Below are 14,894 nucleotides of genomic sequence, written 5' to 3'. Positions count from 1 at the left end.
AGAGGTCACACCCGTTCCCATACCGAACACGGAAGTTAAGCTCTCTAGCGCCGATGGTAGTTGGGACCTTGTCCCTGTGAGAGTAGGACGTTGCCAGGCTAATATTATTCCGCAGTAGCTCAGTGGTAGAGCTATCGGCTGTTAACCGATCGGTCGTAGGTTCGAGTCCTACCTGCGGAGCCATTATGCTTCCATAGCTCAGCTGGTAGAGCACTTCCATGGTAAGGAAGAGGTCACCGGTTCAAGCCCGGTTGGAAGCTTGGGAACAGTTTTTAAATTTTTGGCCCGTTGGTCAAGTGGTTAAGACACCGCCCTTTCACGGCGGTAACACGGGTTCGAATCCCGTACGGGTCACCACTTTTGGAGGATTAGCTCAGCTGGGAGAGCACCTGCCTTACAAGCAGGGGGTCGGCGGTTCGATCCCGTCATCCTCCACCATATATATTTAAATGTCGGAGGGGTAGCGAAGTGGCTAAACGCGGCGGACTGTAAATCCGCTCCTTCGGGTTCGGCAGTTCGAATCTGCCCCCCTCCACCATTTTCTTTAAAATAACCTGAGAGGGTTTATTTTTTTGAAAAGATAACCATACTAGTAAATATTAATGGGCTATAGCCAAGCGGTAAGGCAACGGACTTTGACTCCGTCATGCGCTGGTTCGAATCCAGCTAGCCCAGCCATTTAAGAGCCATTAGCTCAGTTGGTAGAGCATCTGACTTTTAATCAGAGGGTCGAAGGTTCGAATCCTTCATGGCTCACCATTTTCGCGGAAGTAGTTCAGTGGTAGAATACAACCTTGCCAAGGTTGGGGTCGCGGGTTCGAATCCCGTCTTCCGCTTAATTACTAAGGGGCCTTAGCTCAGCTGGGAGAGCGCCTGCCTTGCACGCAGGAGGTCAGCGGTTCGATCCCGCTAGGCTCCATCGAAGTAGAAAAAGCTTACATCATATGATGTAAGCTTTTTTTGTGTTTTAAAAGACAACTTTCATATTTGTCGTTTAAAATGAAGAAAACGTAAAATAAAGGATGGGGGATAATTGTGAAAGTTGTCATTGCATCTGATTCATATAAAGAAAGTTTAAAAGCTATAGAAGTATGTGAAGCTATTGAAAGAGGTTTTAGAGCAATTTTTCCTAAAGCAGAGTATGTAAAAATACCAGTTGGAGATGGAGGGGAAGGAACAGTTGATTCACTTGTTGATGCCACAGGTGGGAGAATTATATCACTTAACGTGACAGGACCGCTTAAAGAGAGCGTACAAGCCTTTTATGGCATGTCTAAGGATAATAAGACAGCGTTTATTGAAATGGCAGCAGCATCAGGATTACAACATGTTCCGATTGAAAAGAGAAATCCCCTTATTACAACGACAAAAGGAACAGGAGAACTTATATTACATGCACTAGACCAAGGAGCTGAGCATATTATTTTGGGACTTGGAGGAAGTGCTACAAATGATGGTGGAGCAGGAATGTTGTCAGCTTTGGGAGTCAGGTTTATAAATGGAGAGGGGAAAGTTATAGAGCCATCTGGAGGAGCATTACATTCGATTGCAACAATTGATTTTTCGCGAATGGATTCACGTCTAACACATATAAAGATAGAAGCTGCATGTGATGTAGACAATCCGTTAATTGGAATAAGGGGAGCGTCTTTCGTATTTGGGAGTCAAAAAGGTGCGACTGTAGAGGTGCAAAAAGAGCTGGATGAGAATTTAAAACATTATGCGAATATCCTTAAATGGTACTTATCTTTTGATGTATCTAAAATACCTGGTGCAGGCGCAGCGGGAGGAATGGGAGCAGCCGTTATTGGAGTTCTAAAAGGAAACCTGCGGAGGGGAATTGAAATTGTATTAGATTATACAAATTTTGATAAGCATATAGAAGGTGCGGATTTAATTATAACTGGTGAAGGTAGAATAGATGAACAAACAGCATATGGAAAGGCTCCTGTAGGTGTTGCGGAGCGCGCGAAACATTTTCATATTCCTGTGATTGCTATTGGAGGATCTGTATCTCCGAATTATCCGGCCGTTTACGAAAAAGGAGTCGATGCAGTATTTAGTATTACATCGAGTCCGATGACATTAGAAGAAGCATATAATGCGGCAGAAGAGAATATCGAAATGACAGCAAAAAATATTGCAGCAGTGTGGAAACTAGCATCAGAAAAACGCTTCTAAATGTAGAAGTGTTTTTAATTATTATCTAATAATAGTGATAGTAGTTATTTCATTAAGTTAACTTTATACATAGAATAGTCTTAAGATTTGGATTTTAACGCAGATATAACTGAATAAATTGTATATCCATGCAGGAAAATGTCGAGTTGAGTCAGACTATATAAAAGATTTAAAATATTTAGGAAGGCATAAAAGGGGGATACTATCTATGAAAAAAGAAATCTCAGTTATTGGAGTTCCAATGGATTTAGGACAGATGCGTCGCGGGGTTGATATGGGACCAAGCGCGATCCGTTATGCAGGGGTAATTGAAAGAATTGAACAAATTGGATATGACGTTAAAGATTTGGGAGATATATGTATTGAGAGAGAAAAAGAAGTAGATGAAAATACAAAATTAAGAAACCTTACACAAGTTGCAACTGTATGTAATGAATTAGCAAGTAAGGTGGATCATATTATAGAAGAAGGTCGTTTTCCACTTGTATTAGGTGGTGACCATAGTATCGCTATCGGTACGCTAGCTGGTGTAGCAAAACATTATAAAAATTTAGGTGTTATTTGGTATGATGCACATGGTGATTTAAATACAGAAGAAACTTCACCATCTGGAAATATTCATGGTATGTCACTTGCAGCAAGTTTAGGCTATGGACATCCCACGCTTGTAGACTTATACGAAGCATATCCAAAGGTGAAGAAAGAGAATGTTGTAATTATCGGTGCACGTGCATTAGATGAAGGAGAAAAAGACTTTATTCGCGATGAAGGTATTAAAGTATTCTCAATGCATGAAATCGATCGTATGGGTATGACGGCTGTTATGGAAGAAACAATTGCGTATTTATCTCATACTGATGGTGTTCATTTATCATTAGATCTAGACGGGCTTGATCCTCATGACGCACCAGGGGTTGGAACGCCTGTAATAGGTGGTCTATCTTATCGTGAAAGCCACTTAGCGATGGAAATGTTAGCGGAAGCTGATATTGTTACATCTGCCGAGTTTGTTGAAGTAAATACGATTTTAGATGAGCGAAATAGAACGGCAACAACAGCGGTTGCTTTAATGGGTTCTTTATTCGGTGAAAAACTAAAATAAATGTAAGAAAAGCAACTGAGAAGTTGCTTTTTTTATTTGAAAATAGGCGTATAATAATGATTTATATTATACTGTACGATAAGAAAGTTTGACATCTTACCAATTTAAACTAAAGGGGGTTGTTTGTAATTGTTGTTTGTTTCATGTATGGTATAATTAACTAGTTGTTGGAAATACATACAGATAGAGCATAAAACAATATTTCAATATATGGATAGAATTGCTCGTAAGTAGGAGGAAGGGTTAGCATGCCTTTTGAAGATACGACCATTTTGAAATATCTTAGTACGGTATTAGATATTGCCGTTGTATGGTTTATTATATATAAGCTAATTCTTATAATCCGAGGGACGAAAGCTGTTCAACTTTTAAAGGGAATTACAGTTATTATTGTCGTTCGGATGATCAGTATTTTCCTTGAATTGCATACGCTATATTGGCTAACTGAACAAGTATTAACGTGGGGATTTTTAGCCGTTATTATTATCTTTCAGCCAGAATTGCGAAGAGCACTTGAGCAGCTAGGGCGCGGGAGTTTATTTTCACGTGTTGGAACTCATGAGGATGATGAACCTGAAATGGTTGCGACAGCGATAGCAAAAGCAACGGAATATATGGGAAAACGTAGAATTGGTGCATTAATTACTTTGTCAAAAGAGACCGGTATGGTTGATTATGTGGAAACGGGTATTCCGCTAAATGCAAACGTATCATCGGAATTACTCATTAATATTTTCATTCCAAATACGCCTCTGCACGATGGAGCAGTAATTATGCAAGGAAGTACAATTAAAGCAGCAGCGTGTTATCTTCCGCTATCGGAAAGTCCATTTATTTCTAAGGAGTTAGGAACTAGGCATCGTGCTGCAATGGGAGTTAGTGAAGTCACCGATAGTATTACAGTAGTTGTGTCCGAAGAAACTGGCCAAATTTCTTTAACGAAAAATGGTAAGTTGCATCGTGAGTTGAAGACAGAACAGCTGAAGGATATGTTGTTAGCTGAATTTAGTGTGAACGAAAAAACGACCTCTTCGTCTTTATGGAATTGGAGGAGAAAGCGTCATGGATAAGTTAATGGAGAATCATTGGTTTTTAAAAGGAATCTCATTACTATTGGCGTGCATGCTTTTTATGTCAGCGACTTTGACTGAAAAAAATACAACATCGGGTATAGTACCTTTCGTAAGTGAAGCGAAAGAAACATTAACTAATTATGCTATTAACCTTAAGTATGACGAAGATAAATATATTGTAAGTGGTATTCCATCAGAGGGAGTCAAGGTGAAGTTAGAAGGTCCAAAATCCGCAGTTGCTACAGCAAAAGCAAAAAAACAATTTGACATACCAGTTGATTTGCAAGGCCGTCAAAAAGGAACTTATGAAGTTTCTTTAAAAACGAACGGACTTCCCGATGATGTGAAAGGGACCGTTCAACCGTCAAAAATTAAAGTCACTCTTCATGAAAAAGCGAAAAAATATATTCATGTAGATTTAAAATTATCAAATGAAGATCAGATGCCAGCAGGTGTTACTCTTGAGAAATCAAGTATTACACCTGATACTGTTGAAGTAGTTGGTACGAAAGAAGAAATTGAAAGTATTTCTTCTGCTAAGGCATATATCGATTTAAAAGGTGTTAATAAAACTGTTACAAAAACAGCCGAAGTTACATTATACAATAAAGAAGGAAAACGTTTAAATGTAAGGACAAATCCATCTAAAATTAATGTAAAGTTGAATGTAGCGACGCAAGCTACAGCCAATAACACTGAAAAAACTGTTCCTATAACGTATACGAAAAAGGGCAGTTTACCAGAAGGATTGGCTGTTACAAATATTAGTGTTGAACCGAGAGAGGTAACGATAGCGGGTCCAAAAGATATTTTGGATAATATACAATCTATAGAGGGGGTCGAAGTAGATCTTAGTCAATTGACAGATTCTACAGCATTCGATACCTCTGTTTTATTGCCAAAGGGTGTAATAAGTGCGAAACCAAATCAAGTGAAGGTTTCCGTAGGGGTGCAAAAAAACAAACAAACGAAAACTAGAACGATTGATGGTATCTCAATTCAAAAAAATGGGATCCCTAAAGATGTTACTGCCCAGCTACTTTCGCCACAGGATGGGAAGATAAGCGTTGATATTTCAGGAGAAGCAAGTATAGTAGATAAAATAACAGCTGCTCAAATAACAGCAGCAATTAATTTGCAAAATGTATCTTCAGGGACGAAAGATATTCCGATTCAGGTGAGCGGCCCTGGTAATGTTGCAATAGAGCCAAAACAAAAAAGTGCTAAAGTTACAATTGTGAAGAAAGAAAATCCAGATAAAGAAGTGCAGGGTAACGGTGAACAACTAGATTCAAATAATAATCAAGATAATCAAACTGAAAAACCAAAAAATCCTGAAGCTGAACCTGAACCTGAACCTGATCCAGAAAAGGACCAGGGAAAAAATGAAGATAAAGAAACTAGTCAAGAACCAACAGTGGATAATCAAAAAGGGCAAGAAAAAGGAGCGAATCATAATGGGTAAATATTTTGGTACAGATGGAGTGCGCGGGGTTGCAAACCAGGAGTTAACACCTGAATTAGCGTTCAAAATTGGACGTTTTGGTGGTTATGTATTAACGAAAGATACAGACCGTCCAAAAGTAATTATTGGCCGCGATACGCGTGTATCTGGTCATATGTTAGAAGGAGCTTTAGTAGCAGGTCTATTATCAACTGGAGCAGAAGTAATGCGCCTTGGTGTTATTTCTACACCAGGTGTTGCTTATTTAACAAAAGCATTAGATGCACAAGCGGGTGTTATGATTTCTGCATCTCATAATCCGGTACAAGATAACGGAATTAAGTTCTTCGGTTCAGACGGTTTTAAATTAACAGATGAGCAAGAAGCAGAAATCGAAGCTTTATTAGACAAAGAAGTTGATGAATTGCCACGTCCAACAGGTACTGATCTTGGACAAGTGAGCGATTACTTTGAAGGTGGACAAAAATATTTACAATATATTAAACAAACTGTAGAGGAAGATTTCTCTGGTTTACATATTGCTTTAGATTGCGCACATGGTGCTACGTCTTCTTTAGCTCCATACTTATTCGCAGATTTAGAAGCTGATATTTCAACAATGGGAACTTCACCAAATGGTATGAATATTAACGATGGGGTAGGTTCTACGCATCCAGAAGTATTAGCTGAATTAGTAAAAACAAAAGGTGCTGACATCGGCCTTGCTTTTGATGGTGATGGAGACCGTTTAATCGCTGTAGATGAAAAAGGAAACATCGTTGATGGCGATCAAATTATGTTTATTTGTGCAAAGTACATGAAAGAAACTGGTCAATTAAAACATAATACAGTTGTTTCAACAGTTATGAGTAACTTAGGTTTCTACAAAGCACTTGAAGCAAACGGTATTACAAGTGATAAAACAGCAGTGGGTGACCGCTACGTAATGGAAGAAATGAAGCGTGGTGGATATAACTTAGGCGGAGAACAATCAGGTCACATCATCTTACTTGATTACATTACAACTGGTGATGGAATGTTAAGTGCACTTCAACTTGTAAACATTATGAAAATGACGAAAAAGCCATTATCTGAGCTTGCAGGTGAGATGACGAAATTCCCACAATTACTAGTAAACGTTCGTGTAACAGATAAAAAATTAGCATTAGAAAACGAAAAAATTAAAGAAATTATTCGTGTTGTAGAGGAAGAAATGAACGGTGACGGTCGTATTCTTGTTCGTCCATCTGGAACAGAGCCACTTATTCGTGTAATGGCAGAAGCACCAACACAAGAAGTTTGTGATGCTTATGTACACCGTATTGTAGAAGTTGTGAAAGCTGAAGTTGGCGCTGAATAATTCAGTGAATTTATTGAAAAGGAGCACAAGAAGTGCTCCTTTTTCATATGTTTTATAGACGATGAAAAAAATTTCATTGACGGTTTATATTGTTTGTTATAAGATGGTCTTGTTCTTTTTCTCAAAGTAAATATTGTAAATTATAAAAGCGCCAGAACTACAAGTAGTGTAGTTGACGAGGTGGAGTTTATCGAGATTTCGGCGGATGACTCCCGGTTGTTCATCATAACCGTAAGCTTTTACTTAAATCATTAAGGTGACTTAGTGGACAAAGGTGAAAGTGTGATGAGAGAAAAGGAACGGATGAAAACTAGCTGTATAAGTGTATACGGACTTAAACCCAATTGAGAGGAAGGTGAAGCCGTTACAAGCTTACAGGGCTAGCGATATGTAATCCGTTTTTTTAATATAAATAAATGGTATCGGACTATGTCGTTACATGTTCGCAGAGCAGTGTAAGCATTTGTAACGGCGACTAAACATGTGTGGAATCGTAGGATTTATTGGAGAGCAAGATGCAAAGGAAATTTTATTAAAAGGTTTAGAAAAGCTAGAATATCGTGGATATGATTCAGCAGGTATTGCAGTACAAGCAGAGAACGGTGTTGTTGTATACAAAGAGAAAGGCCGTATTGCAAAACTTCGCGAAATCGTAGATGAGAGCGTAGCAACAAGCGTGGGAATCGGTCACACACGCTGGGCTACACATGGTGTTCCAAGCAAAGTAAACGCGCATCCGCATCAAAGTACATCAAAACGCTTTACACTAGTTCATAATGGTGTAATTGAAAACTATGAGTTAGTGAAAAAGGAATATTTACAAGATGTAACGTTCGTAAGTGAGACAGATACAGAGATTATCGTGCAGCTTATGGAACAACAAGTGAGCACAGGACTAAGTGTAGAAGAAGCGTTCCGTAATACGCTATCTCTTTTACATGGCTCTTATGCAATCGGACTACTTGATGCTGAAAATCCAAACATGATTTATGTTGCTAAAAACAAAAGCCCGCTATTAGTAGGTGTTGGTGACAACTTTAATGTTGTGGCGAGCGACGCTATGGCGATGTTACAAGTTACAGATCAATTTATCGAGTTAATGGATAAAGAAATTGTAATTGTAACAAAAGAAAGCATTACAATTAAAAACTTACAAGGTGAAACGATTGAACGTGCACCTTATACAGCGGAATTAGACGCAAGTGATATTGAAAAAGGAACATACCCTCATTTCATGCTTAAAGAAATCGATGAGCAACCACTTGTAATCCGTAATATTATTCAAAAGTATCAAGATGAAAATGGCGAAATTGAATTAGATCAAGACATCCGCAATGCGATTTTAGATAGCGATCGTATTTACATCATTGCATGTGGAACGAGTTATCATGCAGGTCTTGTTGGAAAGCAATTTATCGAGAAGTTTGCAAAAATGCCAGTTGAAGTACACGTAGCAAGCGAATTCTCTTACAACATGCCATTATTAACAGAAAGACCATTCTTTATTTACATTTCGCAAAGTGGTGAAACAGCAGATAGTCGTGCAGTACTTGTACAAACAAACGAAATGGGTCATAAAGCATTAACAATTACAAACGTACCTGGTTCTACACTTTCTCGTGAAGCAGATTATACACTTCCGTTATATGCGGGACCAGAAATCGCAGTTGCATCAACGAAAGCTTACACAGCACAGCTTGCAGTACTTTCAATTTTAGCAGCTGATATTGCTAAAGCGAAAGGTGAAGTTCTTGATTTCGATTTAACATACGAACTAGGACTTATAGCAAATGCAATGGTAGAACTTTGTGATCAAAAAGAAGAAATGGACGCATTAGCAAAACAATTTTTAGCAACAACGCGTAACTGCTTCTTCATCGGACGTAGCGTAGACTTCTTCGTAGGTTTAGAAGGTGCGTTAAAACTAAAAGAAATCTCTTACATCCAAGCAGAAGGATTTGCTGGAGGAGAATTAAAACACGGTACAATCGCCTTAATCGAAAACGGTACACCAGTTATCGCCCTTGCTACACAAGAGCACGTAAACCTTGGAATTCGTGGTAACGTGAAAGAAGTAGTAGCACGCGGAGCTAACCCATGTATCATCTCAATGAAAGGCTTAGAAATGGAAGGCGACAGCTTCGTATTACCAGCTGTACACGAAGCACTAGCACCGCTAGTAGCAGTTATTCCATTACAACTTATTTCATACTACGCAGCACTTCACCGCGAGTGTGACGTTGATAAGCCACGTAACTTAGCTAAATCTGTTACGGTTGAGTAGGATCTTGGTAGATTTGAAATAAAGATGTGATGTTTTACCCCTTTAGATATAGCTATCTAAAGGGGTATTTTTGTGTTAAAAAGAACATCTAAAATCGATAGGAGAAAGTCAGGCTGCCCGTACTCCACTAAAGTATCACTTTTATTTATCTGAATTTTCCGTTATCATTTTAAGTATTCTTGAACAATTTCCTTTATTACGACAAGAAGAGACGAGAGATTATTAGGCATTACGAGGGGGCTTATTAATGCAAATAAATAAAAAAACATACTTAAGTATAGAAGAGATTATTTCATTACCAACCGTATCAAGTACAAACATAAGTGATGATGGCAAAAACGTAGCATTTGTTAAGAAGACGACTAACTGGAAAGGCAATATATATAGGAATCATGTATGGGTATATGAAAAAGATAAGGAGCAAAGTTATCCATTAACAAATAGGGATATAGATAGTACATGCCCGTTATGGTCTCCAAATTCTAGGGATATTGCATACCTTAGCCCTGTCGGTAATGGGAATCAAATCTTTGTTAAGTCACTAGATGGTTATGGTGGGGTACAAATTACTGATGAGGAAGAAGGGATCAGCACATTCAAATGGGAGCCTACTGGTAAAGGTTTTTATTATGTTGCACAATCAAAAAAATGCGAGGAAATAAAGAAACGTAAGGAGCTATATGGAGATTTCCAACATGTAGGTAAGGAACATCAGAATAATTGTTTATATTACAGTGAAATAGAAAAAGTGATACAAAATGATAAAGAGGAACGAGAGATTAGCGGCGTATATGCATTAACTGATGGAAAGGATTTTCATATCCATGAATTTGATATTTCAAATGACGGGAAAAAGGTTGTATTCATGGCTACACCAAGCTCAAATATGGAAGATTATATGAATGGAGATCTATACATATTAGATAGTAAAGCTGGAGAGCTACAAAAGCTGAATATAGATAAGTTGTTGGGAGGGAGCGTTTGTTTTTCTCCTGAAGGCAGTAAAGTATGTTACTCAGCAAGTATAAGGGAGAAGGATTACTATAAGACCCATATACAAGACAGTACATTAGAGATATATGATATGAATACTGGAGAGGTAATTCAGCCTCTAACAAACTTTGATAGTACGGTTACGCCATTACAGTGGACAGCTAAAGGAATTTTAATTAGATGGCAGGATAAAACGAATTATCGTATTGGATTACTAGCTGAAGATGGCACTGTGGAAGCATTAAGCGACAAAGTAGATGGCTTTATAATGGATGCCTCTATAACAAAGGATGGAAATCATATAACCTATAATAAGGCTATAACAAATGAAACCTTTGAAATCTATTTGGATGATAAAAAAATAACGAATGAAAATAACTTTTTCGAAGGGAAGCTTAAAAGTAACAGGCAAATCATCTCATGGCAAAGTAGTGATGGTCTTGAAATAGAGGGTGTTTTATCAACCCCAGTAGAGTTTGACGCAAATAAAAAATATCCTTTATTAGTAGTAATTCACGGCGGTCCGGCTTGGGCATCCTTTCCGATATTTTCAGACTGCTTCAATGAGAAGTATCCGATTGAACAGTTTATCGAAAAAGGCTTTATCGTTTTAGAGCCAAACTACAGAGGAAGTTCTGGTTACGGTAATGAATTCTTAAAAGCAAACTATAGAAAACAGGGAATCGCTGACTACGATGATGTTATATCAGGGGTGGATAAACTAGTTGATCAAGGGATAGTAGATAAAGATAGAGTAGGAGTTATGGGATGGAGTAACGGAGGATATATATCAGCTTTCTGTTCTACATTTAGTAATAGATTTAAAGCTATTTCAGTTGGAGGTGGAATTACTAATTGGAGTACCCATTATGTACATACAGATATCCCTTACTTCATTAGGATGTATTTAGGAAATAATCCATGGAATGATCCAGAGATATATACGAAAACATCACCAATGACGTATATTAAATCAGCCTGTACGCCTACCTTAATCCAACATGGTGAACAGGATGCAAGAATTCCAGTTACAAATGCATATGAGCTACATCAAGGGTTAAAGGATATGGAAGTTGATACAGAATTAATTATATTTAAAGGAATGGCATATAGTTCTGACCAACCAGGAGTTCATGTGGCTATTATGAAGCAGAACTTGATGTGGTTTTCGCACTATATTCTTGGAGAAAGTATGGAGGGTTTTAGTACTCTATAATGGATATCCGCACAGGGGTTTTTCGTTGTGCAATCGGGTTAGATTGTTGAAAAAGAGATACAACAAATTATATAATTTGTTGTAAACTGCATTTAAACCATTATTGAGAAGATTTAAGTGATTATAAGGAAACGTAATTCGGAGGACTAATATGACAGAGAATAAAAATGTGTTACCAGTAGAACAGCGTGAAGAACTATTAAAAGTATTACAAGCTCGTTTTGAGAAAAACATGAACCGCCATGAAGGTCTTGAATGGGCTAAAGTTGAGGCAAAGCTGAATGCTAATCCTGAAAAATTAGGGTCACTTAACGAAATGGAAGTAACGGGCGGTGAACCGGATGTTGTTAGGTATGACAAAGAGAAGGACGAGTATATTTTCTGCGATTGCTCAAAGGAGAGTCCTAAAGGCCGCAGAAGCCTTTGTTATGATCTTGAAGCGTTAGAATCAAGAAAAAAACATAAACCAGAAAATAACGCTATTGATGTGGCAACCGCTATGGGTATTGAACTATTAACTGAAGAACAATATCGAGAGTTGCAACAACTTGGAGATTTTGATATGAAATCATCAAGTTGGGTACAAACACCTTCAGATATTAGAGAACTTGGTGGTGCTCTATTTTGCGATTACCGCTTCGGACACGTTTTCGTGTATCACAATGGAGCAGATTCCTATTATGCTGCTAGAGGATTTCGTGGTTCGTTAAGGGTTTAATTTTGGTATAAATAAGAAAAGAGCCTGCATTCAGGCTCTTTTCTTATATGATTTATTTAGGTAATGTAAACTTAGCTTTTTTACCTTGTGAAATATCTTTTGCCTCTTTATTTCTCATAGGTCCTAACTCAATCTCAAAGCTTTTGTCTTTCCAAATCTTTTCATACTGTTCTTGATCTAAAATATATACTTGCAGTAACTCTCCAGATGTTCCTGTTTTGCCTGCAGCGTTATAGTCGTAATTTAATAACATACCTTCGTTAATTTTATATTGTGTACCATCCTTCACTCTTAATGTAGAGCTTATAGGTGATAGCGCAACATCTTGAGTATCTTTGTTATCAAGCTTGAATTTTACTGTTAATAGAACTATGGTAAGAGAGTTAGCTTATGCAATAACGAAGGGAGTTATTGATACTCTTACAGCTTTTCTTGAACAAGAAAGCCCATCGCCTTTAGGTATGGGATGAAAGTGAGGTTGGATACGGAGTACCACTAAAAATCGCAAGGTTCGTGGAACTTTAAGTATCAAAGTATAGATAGTTTCTTTGGTTTTTTGTTGGAATTTTTCGAAAATAAATGATATAAATAGAATAAATGATGGTGGAAGAATATTCCGAAGTGTTTGAGAGGAAAACCTCCTCGTTTTATGCAGTTGTAAAGTTTATAAATAGGTTCTGATTTTGTTATGACTGCTAGAAATGTATCAAATGAACACGATGTTGAAAATCAAAAAACAAGGGGATGAAACGTATGTCACAGACCCTAACAGTGAAAGTGAAATTGATTCCAACAAAAGAACAAATCCGTTTATTGGAACAAAGTAGTCATGAATATATCAAAGTTATAAATACACTTGTATCGGAAATGGTGGAAGCAAAGAAAAGTACGAAAAAAAGCACAAAAGATATTGAAGCAAATATCCCAAGTGCAGTGGAAAATCAAGCGATTAAAGATGCGAAAAGTTTGTTTGCTACAAAAGTAAAGAAAAGTCATTATAAAATCATTCCAATTCTAAAGAGACCTGTTTGTGTATGGAACAATCAAAATTATTCATTTGATCCTACTTATATTTCAATCCCATTTAAGGTAAATGGAAAGTCGACTCGTGTAAAAATCCGAGCTTTATTAAGTGATAAAAACAATCGTAATCTGAATCTGTTAAAACATAAATTAGGTACACTTCGCATCACAAAGAAATCGAATAAGTGGATAGCCCAAATATCTGTCACACTTCCTATCAATAAAAGGACAGGAACGAAAATTTTAGGCGTAGACTTAGGTCTCAAGGTCCCTGCAGTAGCAATCACAGATGATGATAAGGTTCGTTTCTTTGGGAATGGTAGGCACAATAAATATAAGAAGCGTAAGTTTCGTAGTGTCCGTAAGGAGTTAGGAAAAGACAAAAAAGTGAAAGCCATTCGACGAATGGATGATAAAGAGCAAAGATGGATGCAAGATAAAGATCACAAAATAAGTCGTGCGATTATTAATTTTGCGATTGCAAATCATATTTCTGTCATTCGATTAGAACAACTAACGAATATAAGACAGACGGCAAGAACAAGCCGTAAAAACGAAAAAAACCTACACACTTGGTCATTTTATCGTTTGTCGCAATTTATTGCCTATAAAGCAATGATAGCTGGTATTCAGATTGAATATGTAAATCCAGCGTATACAAGTCAAAGTTGTCCGAAATGTGCTAAAAAGAATAAGGCTCGAGATAGAAAATATAAGTGTTCATGTGGGTTTAAGACACATCGTGATATCGTTGGAGCGATGAATATTCGCTACGCAACTGTGATTGATGGTAACAGTCAATCAGCCTAAGCACCTTTATGGTCTGGTTTAGGAGGGGCAATGAGATGCCCTTATCTTGAAGGCTGTTCAAAGCAGAAATGTATTGCGAACGATTAGTCATTCAAGAATCCCACCCGTAAATCCGTAAGGATTCGGGCTTGCGACTTTAGTCGTGGGAGTCTCAAATGGTAAATGTCCGTGCGACTACATTGTTAAGTAGTCAGTTTGCTCGAGGATTTAAGAAGCAGTCTGGTGGTAGAATTGTTAGTATTACTTCGGGACAATTTAAAGGGCCTATGGCCGGGGAACTAGCTTATGCAACAACGAAGGGAGCCATCGATGCCCTCACTAGTACGTTGTCAGCGGAAGTGGCCCATTTAGGAATAACAGTGAATGCAATTAATCCAGGTCCAACCGATACAGGCTGGATGACTGAAGGGATAAAGCAAGGATTAAAGCCGATGTTTCCTTTTAGTAGAATTGGTGAGCCAAAGGATGCAGCAAGACTCATTAAATTTTTAGTAAGTGAAGAAGCAGGATGGATTACAGGGCAAGTTATTCATTCAGAAGGTGGATTTAAAAGATAAAAAGAAGGCATCTCACCCTGTGATATGATCCCCTTATAGTAAACAGGAAAAAGAAAGCACATTAACCTGTTTACTATGGAGGGGATTTTTCTATGGGAAAAATTAGAGTCACTTACGATGTAGAATTTAAGAA

General features: G+C 37.7%; 9 protein-coding genes, 9 tRNA genes, 1 rRNA gene and 3 pseudogenes. 21 read left to right on the top strand and 1 reads right to left on the bottom strand.

Features of this window, described 5'->3' with window-relative positions; translation table 11 throughout:
* The 19 genes and pseudogenes from rrf to MR065_RS25785 all read left to right on the top strand — a co-directional run.
* Positions 1-99: ribosomal RNA gene (gene rrf / locus MR065_RS25870) — 5S ribosomal RNA — on the top strand; the annotation flags it as partial.
* Positions 100-108: 9 nt separating this feature from the next.
* Positions 109-183: transfer RNA gene (locus tag MR065_RS25865), tRNA-Asn, on the top strand.
* 4 nt (positions 184-187) lie between these two features.
* A tRNA-Thr gene (locus MR065_RS25860) sits at positions 188-260 on the top strand.
* Between the two features lie 22 nt (positions 261-282).
* Positions 283-357, top strand: a tRNA-Glu gene (locus MR065_RS25855).
* Between the two features lie 5 nt (positions 358-362).
* Positions 363-438: transfer RNA gene (locus MR065_RS25850), tRNA-Val, on the top strand.
* Between the two features lie 16 nt (positions 439-454).
* Positions 455-538: transfer RNA gene (locus MR065_RS25845), tRNA-Tyr, on the top strand.
* Positions 539-603: 65 nt separating this feature from the next.
* A tRNA-Gln gene (locus MR065_RS25840) sits at positions 604-678 on the top strand.
* Between the two features lie 5 nt (positions 679-683).
* Positions 684-759: transfer RNA gene (locus MR065_RS25835), tRNA-Lys, on the top strand.
* Positions 760-764: 5 nt separating this feature from the next.
* Positions 765-836, top strand: a tRNA-Gly gene (locus MR065_RS25830).
* A 10-nt stretch (positions 837-846) separates the two neighbouring features.
* Positions 847-919 (top strand) — tRNA-Ala (locus MR065_RS25825).
* 116 nt (positions 920-1,035) lie between these two features.
* Positions 1,036-2,181, top strand: a complete 1,146-nt coding sequence (locus MR065_RS25820) for a glycerate kinase (protein WP_242215561.1) — start codon at positions 1,036-1,038, stop codon at positions 2,179-2,181.
* 208 nt (positions 2,182-2,389) lie between these two features.
* Positions 2,390-3,283, top strand: coding sequence for an arginase (gene rocF, locus MR065_RS25815; protein ID WP_000711584.1), 894 nt, complete (start codon positions 2,390-2,392; stop codon positions 3,281-3,283).
* Between the two features lie 248 nt (positions 3,284-3,531).
* Complete coding sequence (gene cdaA / locus MR065_RS25810) at positions 3,532-4,353, top strand: diadenylate cyclase CdaA (RefSeq protein ID WP_097903373.1); 822 nt, start codon at positions 3,532-3,534, stop codon at positions 4,351-4,353.
* Complete coding sequence (locus MR065_RS25805) at positions 4,346-5,821, top strand: CdaR family protein (RefSeq protein ID WP_242215560.1); 1,476 nt, start codon at positions 4,346-4,348, stop codon at positions 5,819-5,821. Before cdaA ends, MR065_RS25805 begins: the two co-directional genes overlap by 8 nt.
* A complete protein-coding gene (glmM, locus tag MR065_RS25800; RefSeq protein WP_242215558.1) occupies positions 5,814-7,160 on the top strand; it encodes a phosphoglucosamine mutase in 1,347 nt (448 codons plus the stop codon). The genes MR065_RS25805 and glmM overlap by 8 nt, the downstream gene beginning before the upstream one ends.
* A 285-nt stretch (positions 7,161-7,445) precedes the next feature.
* Positions 7,446-7,629 (top strand): annotated as a pseudogene (locus MR065_RS27850) (hypothetical protein).
* A 12-nt stretch (positions 7,630-7,641) separates the two neighbouring features.
* Positions 7,642-9,444, top strand: a complete 1,803-nt coding sequence (glmS, locus tag MR065_RS25795) for a glutamine--fructose-6-phosphate transaminase (isomerizing) (RefSeq protein ID WP_097903370.1) — start codon at positions 7,642-7,644, stop codon at positions 9,442-9,444.
* A 247-nt stretch (positions 9,445-9,691) separates the two neighbouring features.
* Positions 9,692-11,653: a S9 family peptidase gene (locus MR065_RS25790; RefSeq protein WP_242215556.1), complete on the top strand. Its 1,962-nt coding sequence runs from the start codon at positions 9,692-9,694 to the stop codon at positions 11,651-11,653.
* Positions 11,654-11,804: 151 nt separating this feature from the next.
* Positions 11,805-12,371 (top strand): DUF4256 domain-containing protein, encoded by a 567-nt coding sequence (locus tag MR065_RS25785; RefSeq protein ID WP_242215555.1) that lies wholly within the window; start codon positions 11,805-11,807, stop codon positions 12,369-12,371.
* 52 nt (positions 12,372-12,423) lie between these two features.
* Here the strand turns inward: MR065_RS25785 and MR065_RS25780 are convergent.
* A pseudogene (locus tag MR065_RS25780) lies at positions 12,424-12,744 on the bottom strand (DUF5068 domain-containing protein); the annotation flags it as partial.
* Between the two features lie 380 nt (positions 12,745-13,124).
* On the opposite strand from MR065_RS25780, the gene MR065_RS25775 reads away from it, so the two are divergent.
* Both MR065_RS25775 and MR065_RS25770 read left to right on the top strand, forming a co-directional pair.
* The gene (locus tag MR065_RS25775; RefSeq protein WP_242215553.1) at positions 13,125-14,204 is read left to right on the top strand and encodes an RNA-guided endonuclease InsQ/TnpB family protein; all 1,080 of its coding nucleotides are present in this window, start codon (positions 13,125-13,127) and stop codon (positions 14,202-14,204) included.
* Positions 14,205-14,359: 155 nt separating this feature from the next.
* Positions 14,360-14,761: pseudogene (locus MR065_RS25770) on the top strand (SDR family oxidoreductase); the annotation flags it as partial.
* Positions 14,762-14,894 lie beyond the last annotated feature (133 nt).

This window comes from Bacillus cereus group sp. BfR-BA-01383, assembly GCF_022663495.1.
In the GTDB taxonomy this organism is placed as follows: domain Bacteria; phylum Bacillota; class Bacilli; order Bacillales; family Bacillaceae_G; genus Bacillus_A; species Bacillus_A cereus_AU.
This window is presented reverse-complemented; position numbering and strand designations above follow the sequence as displayed.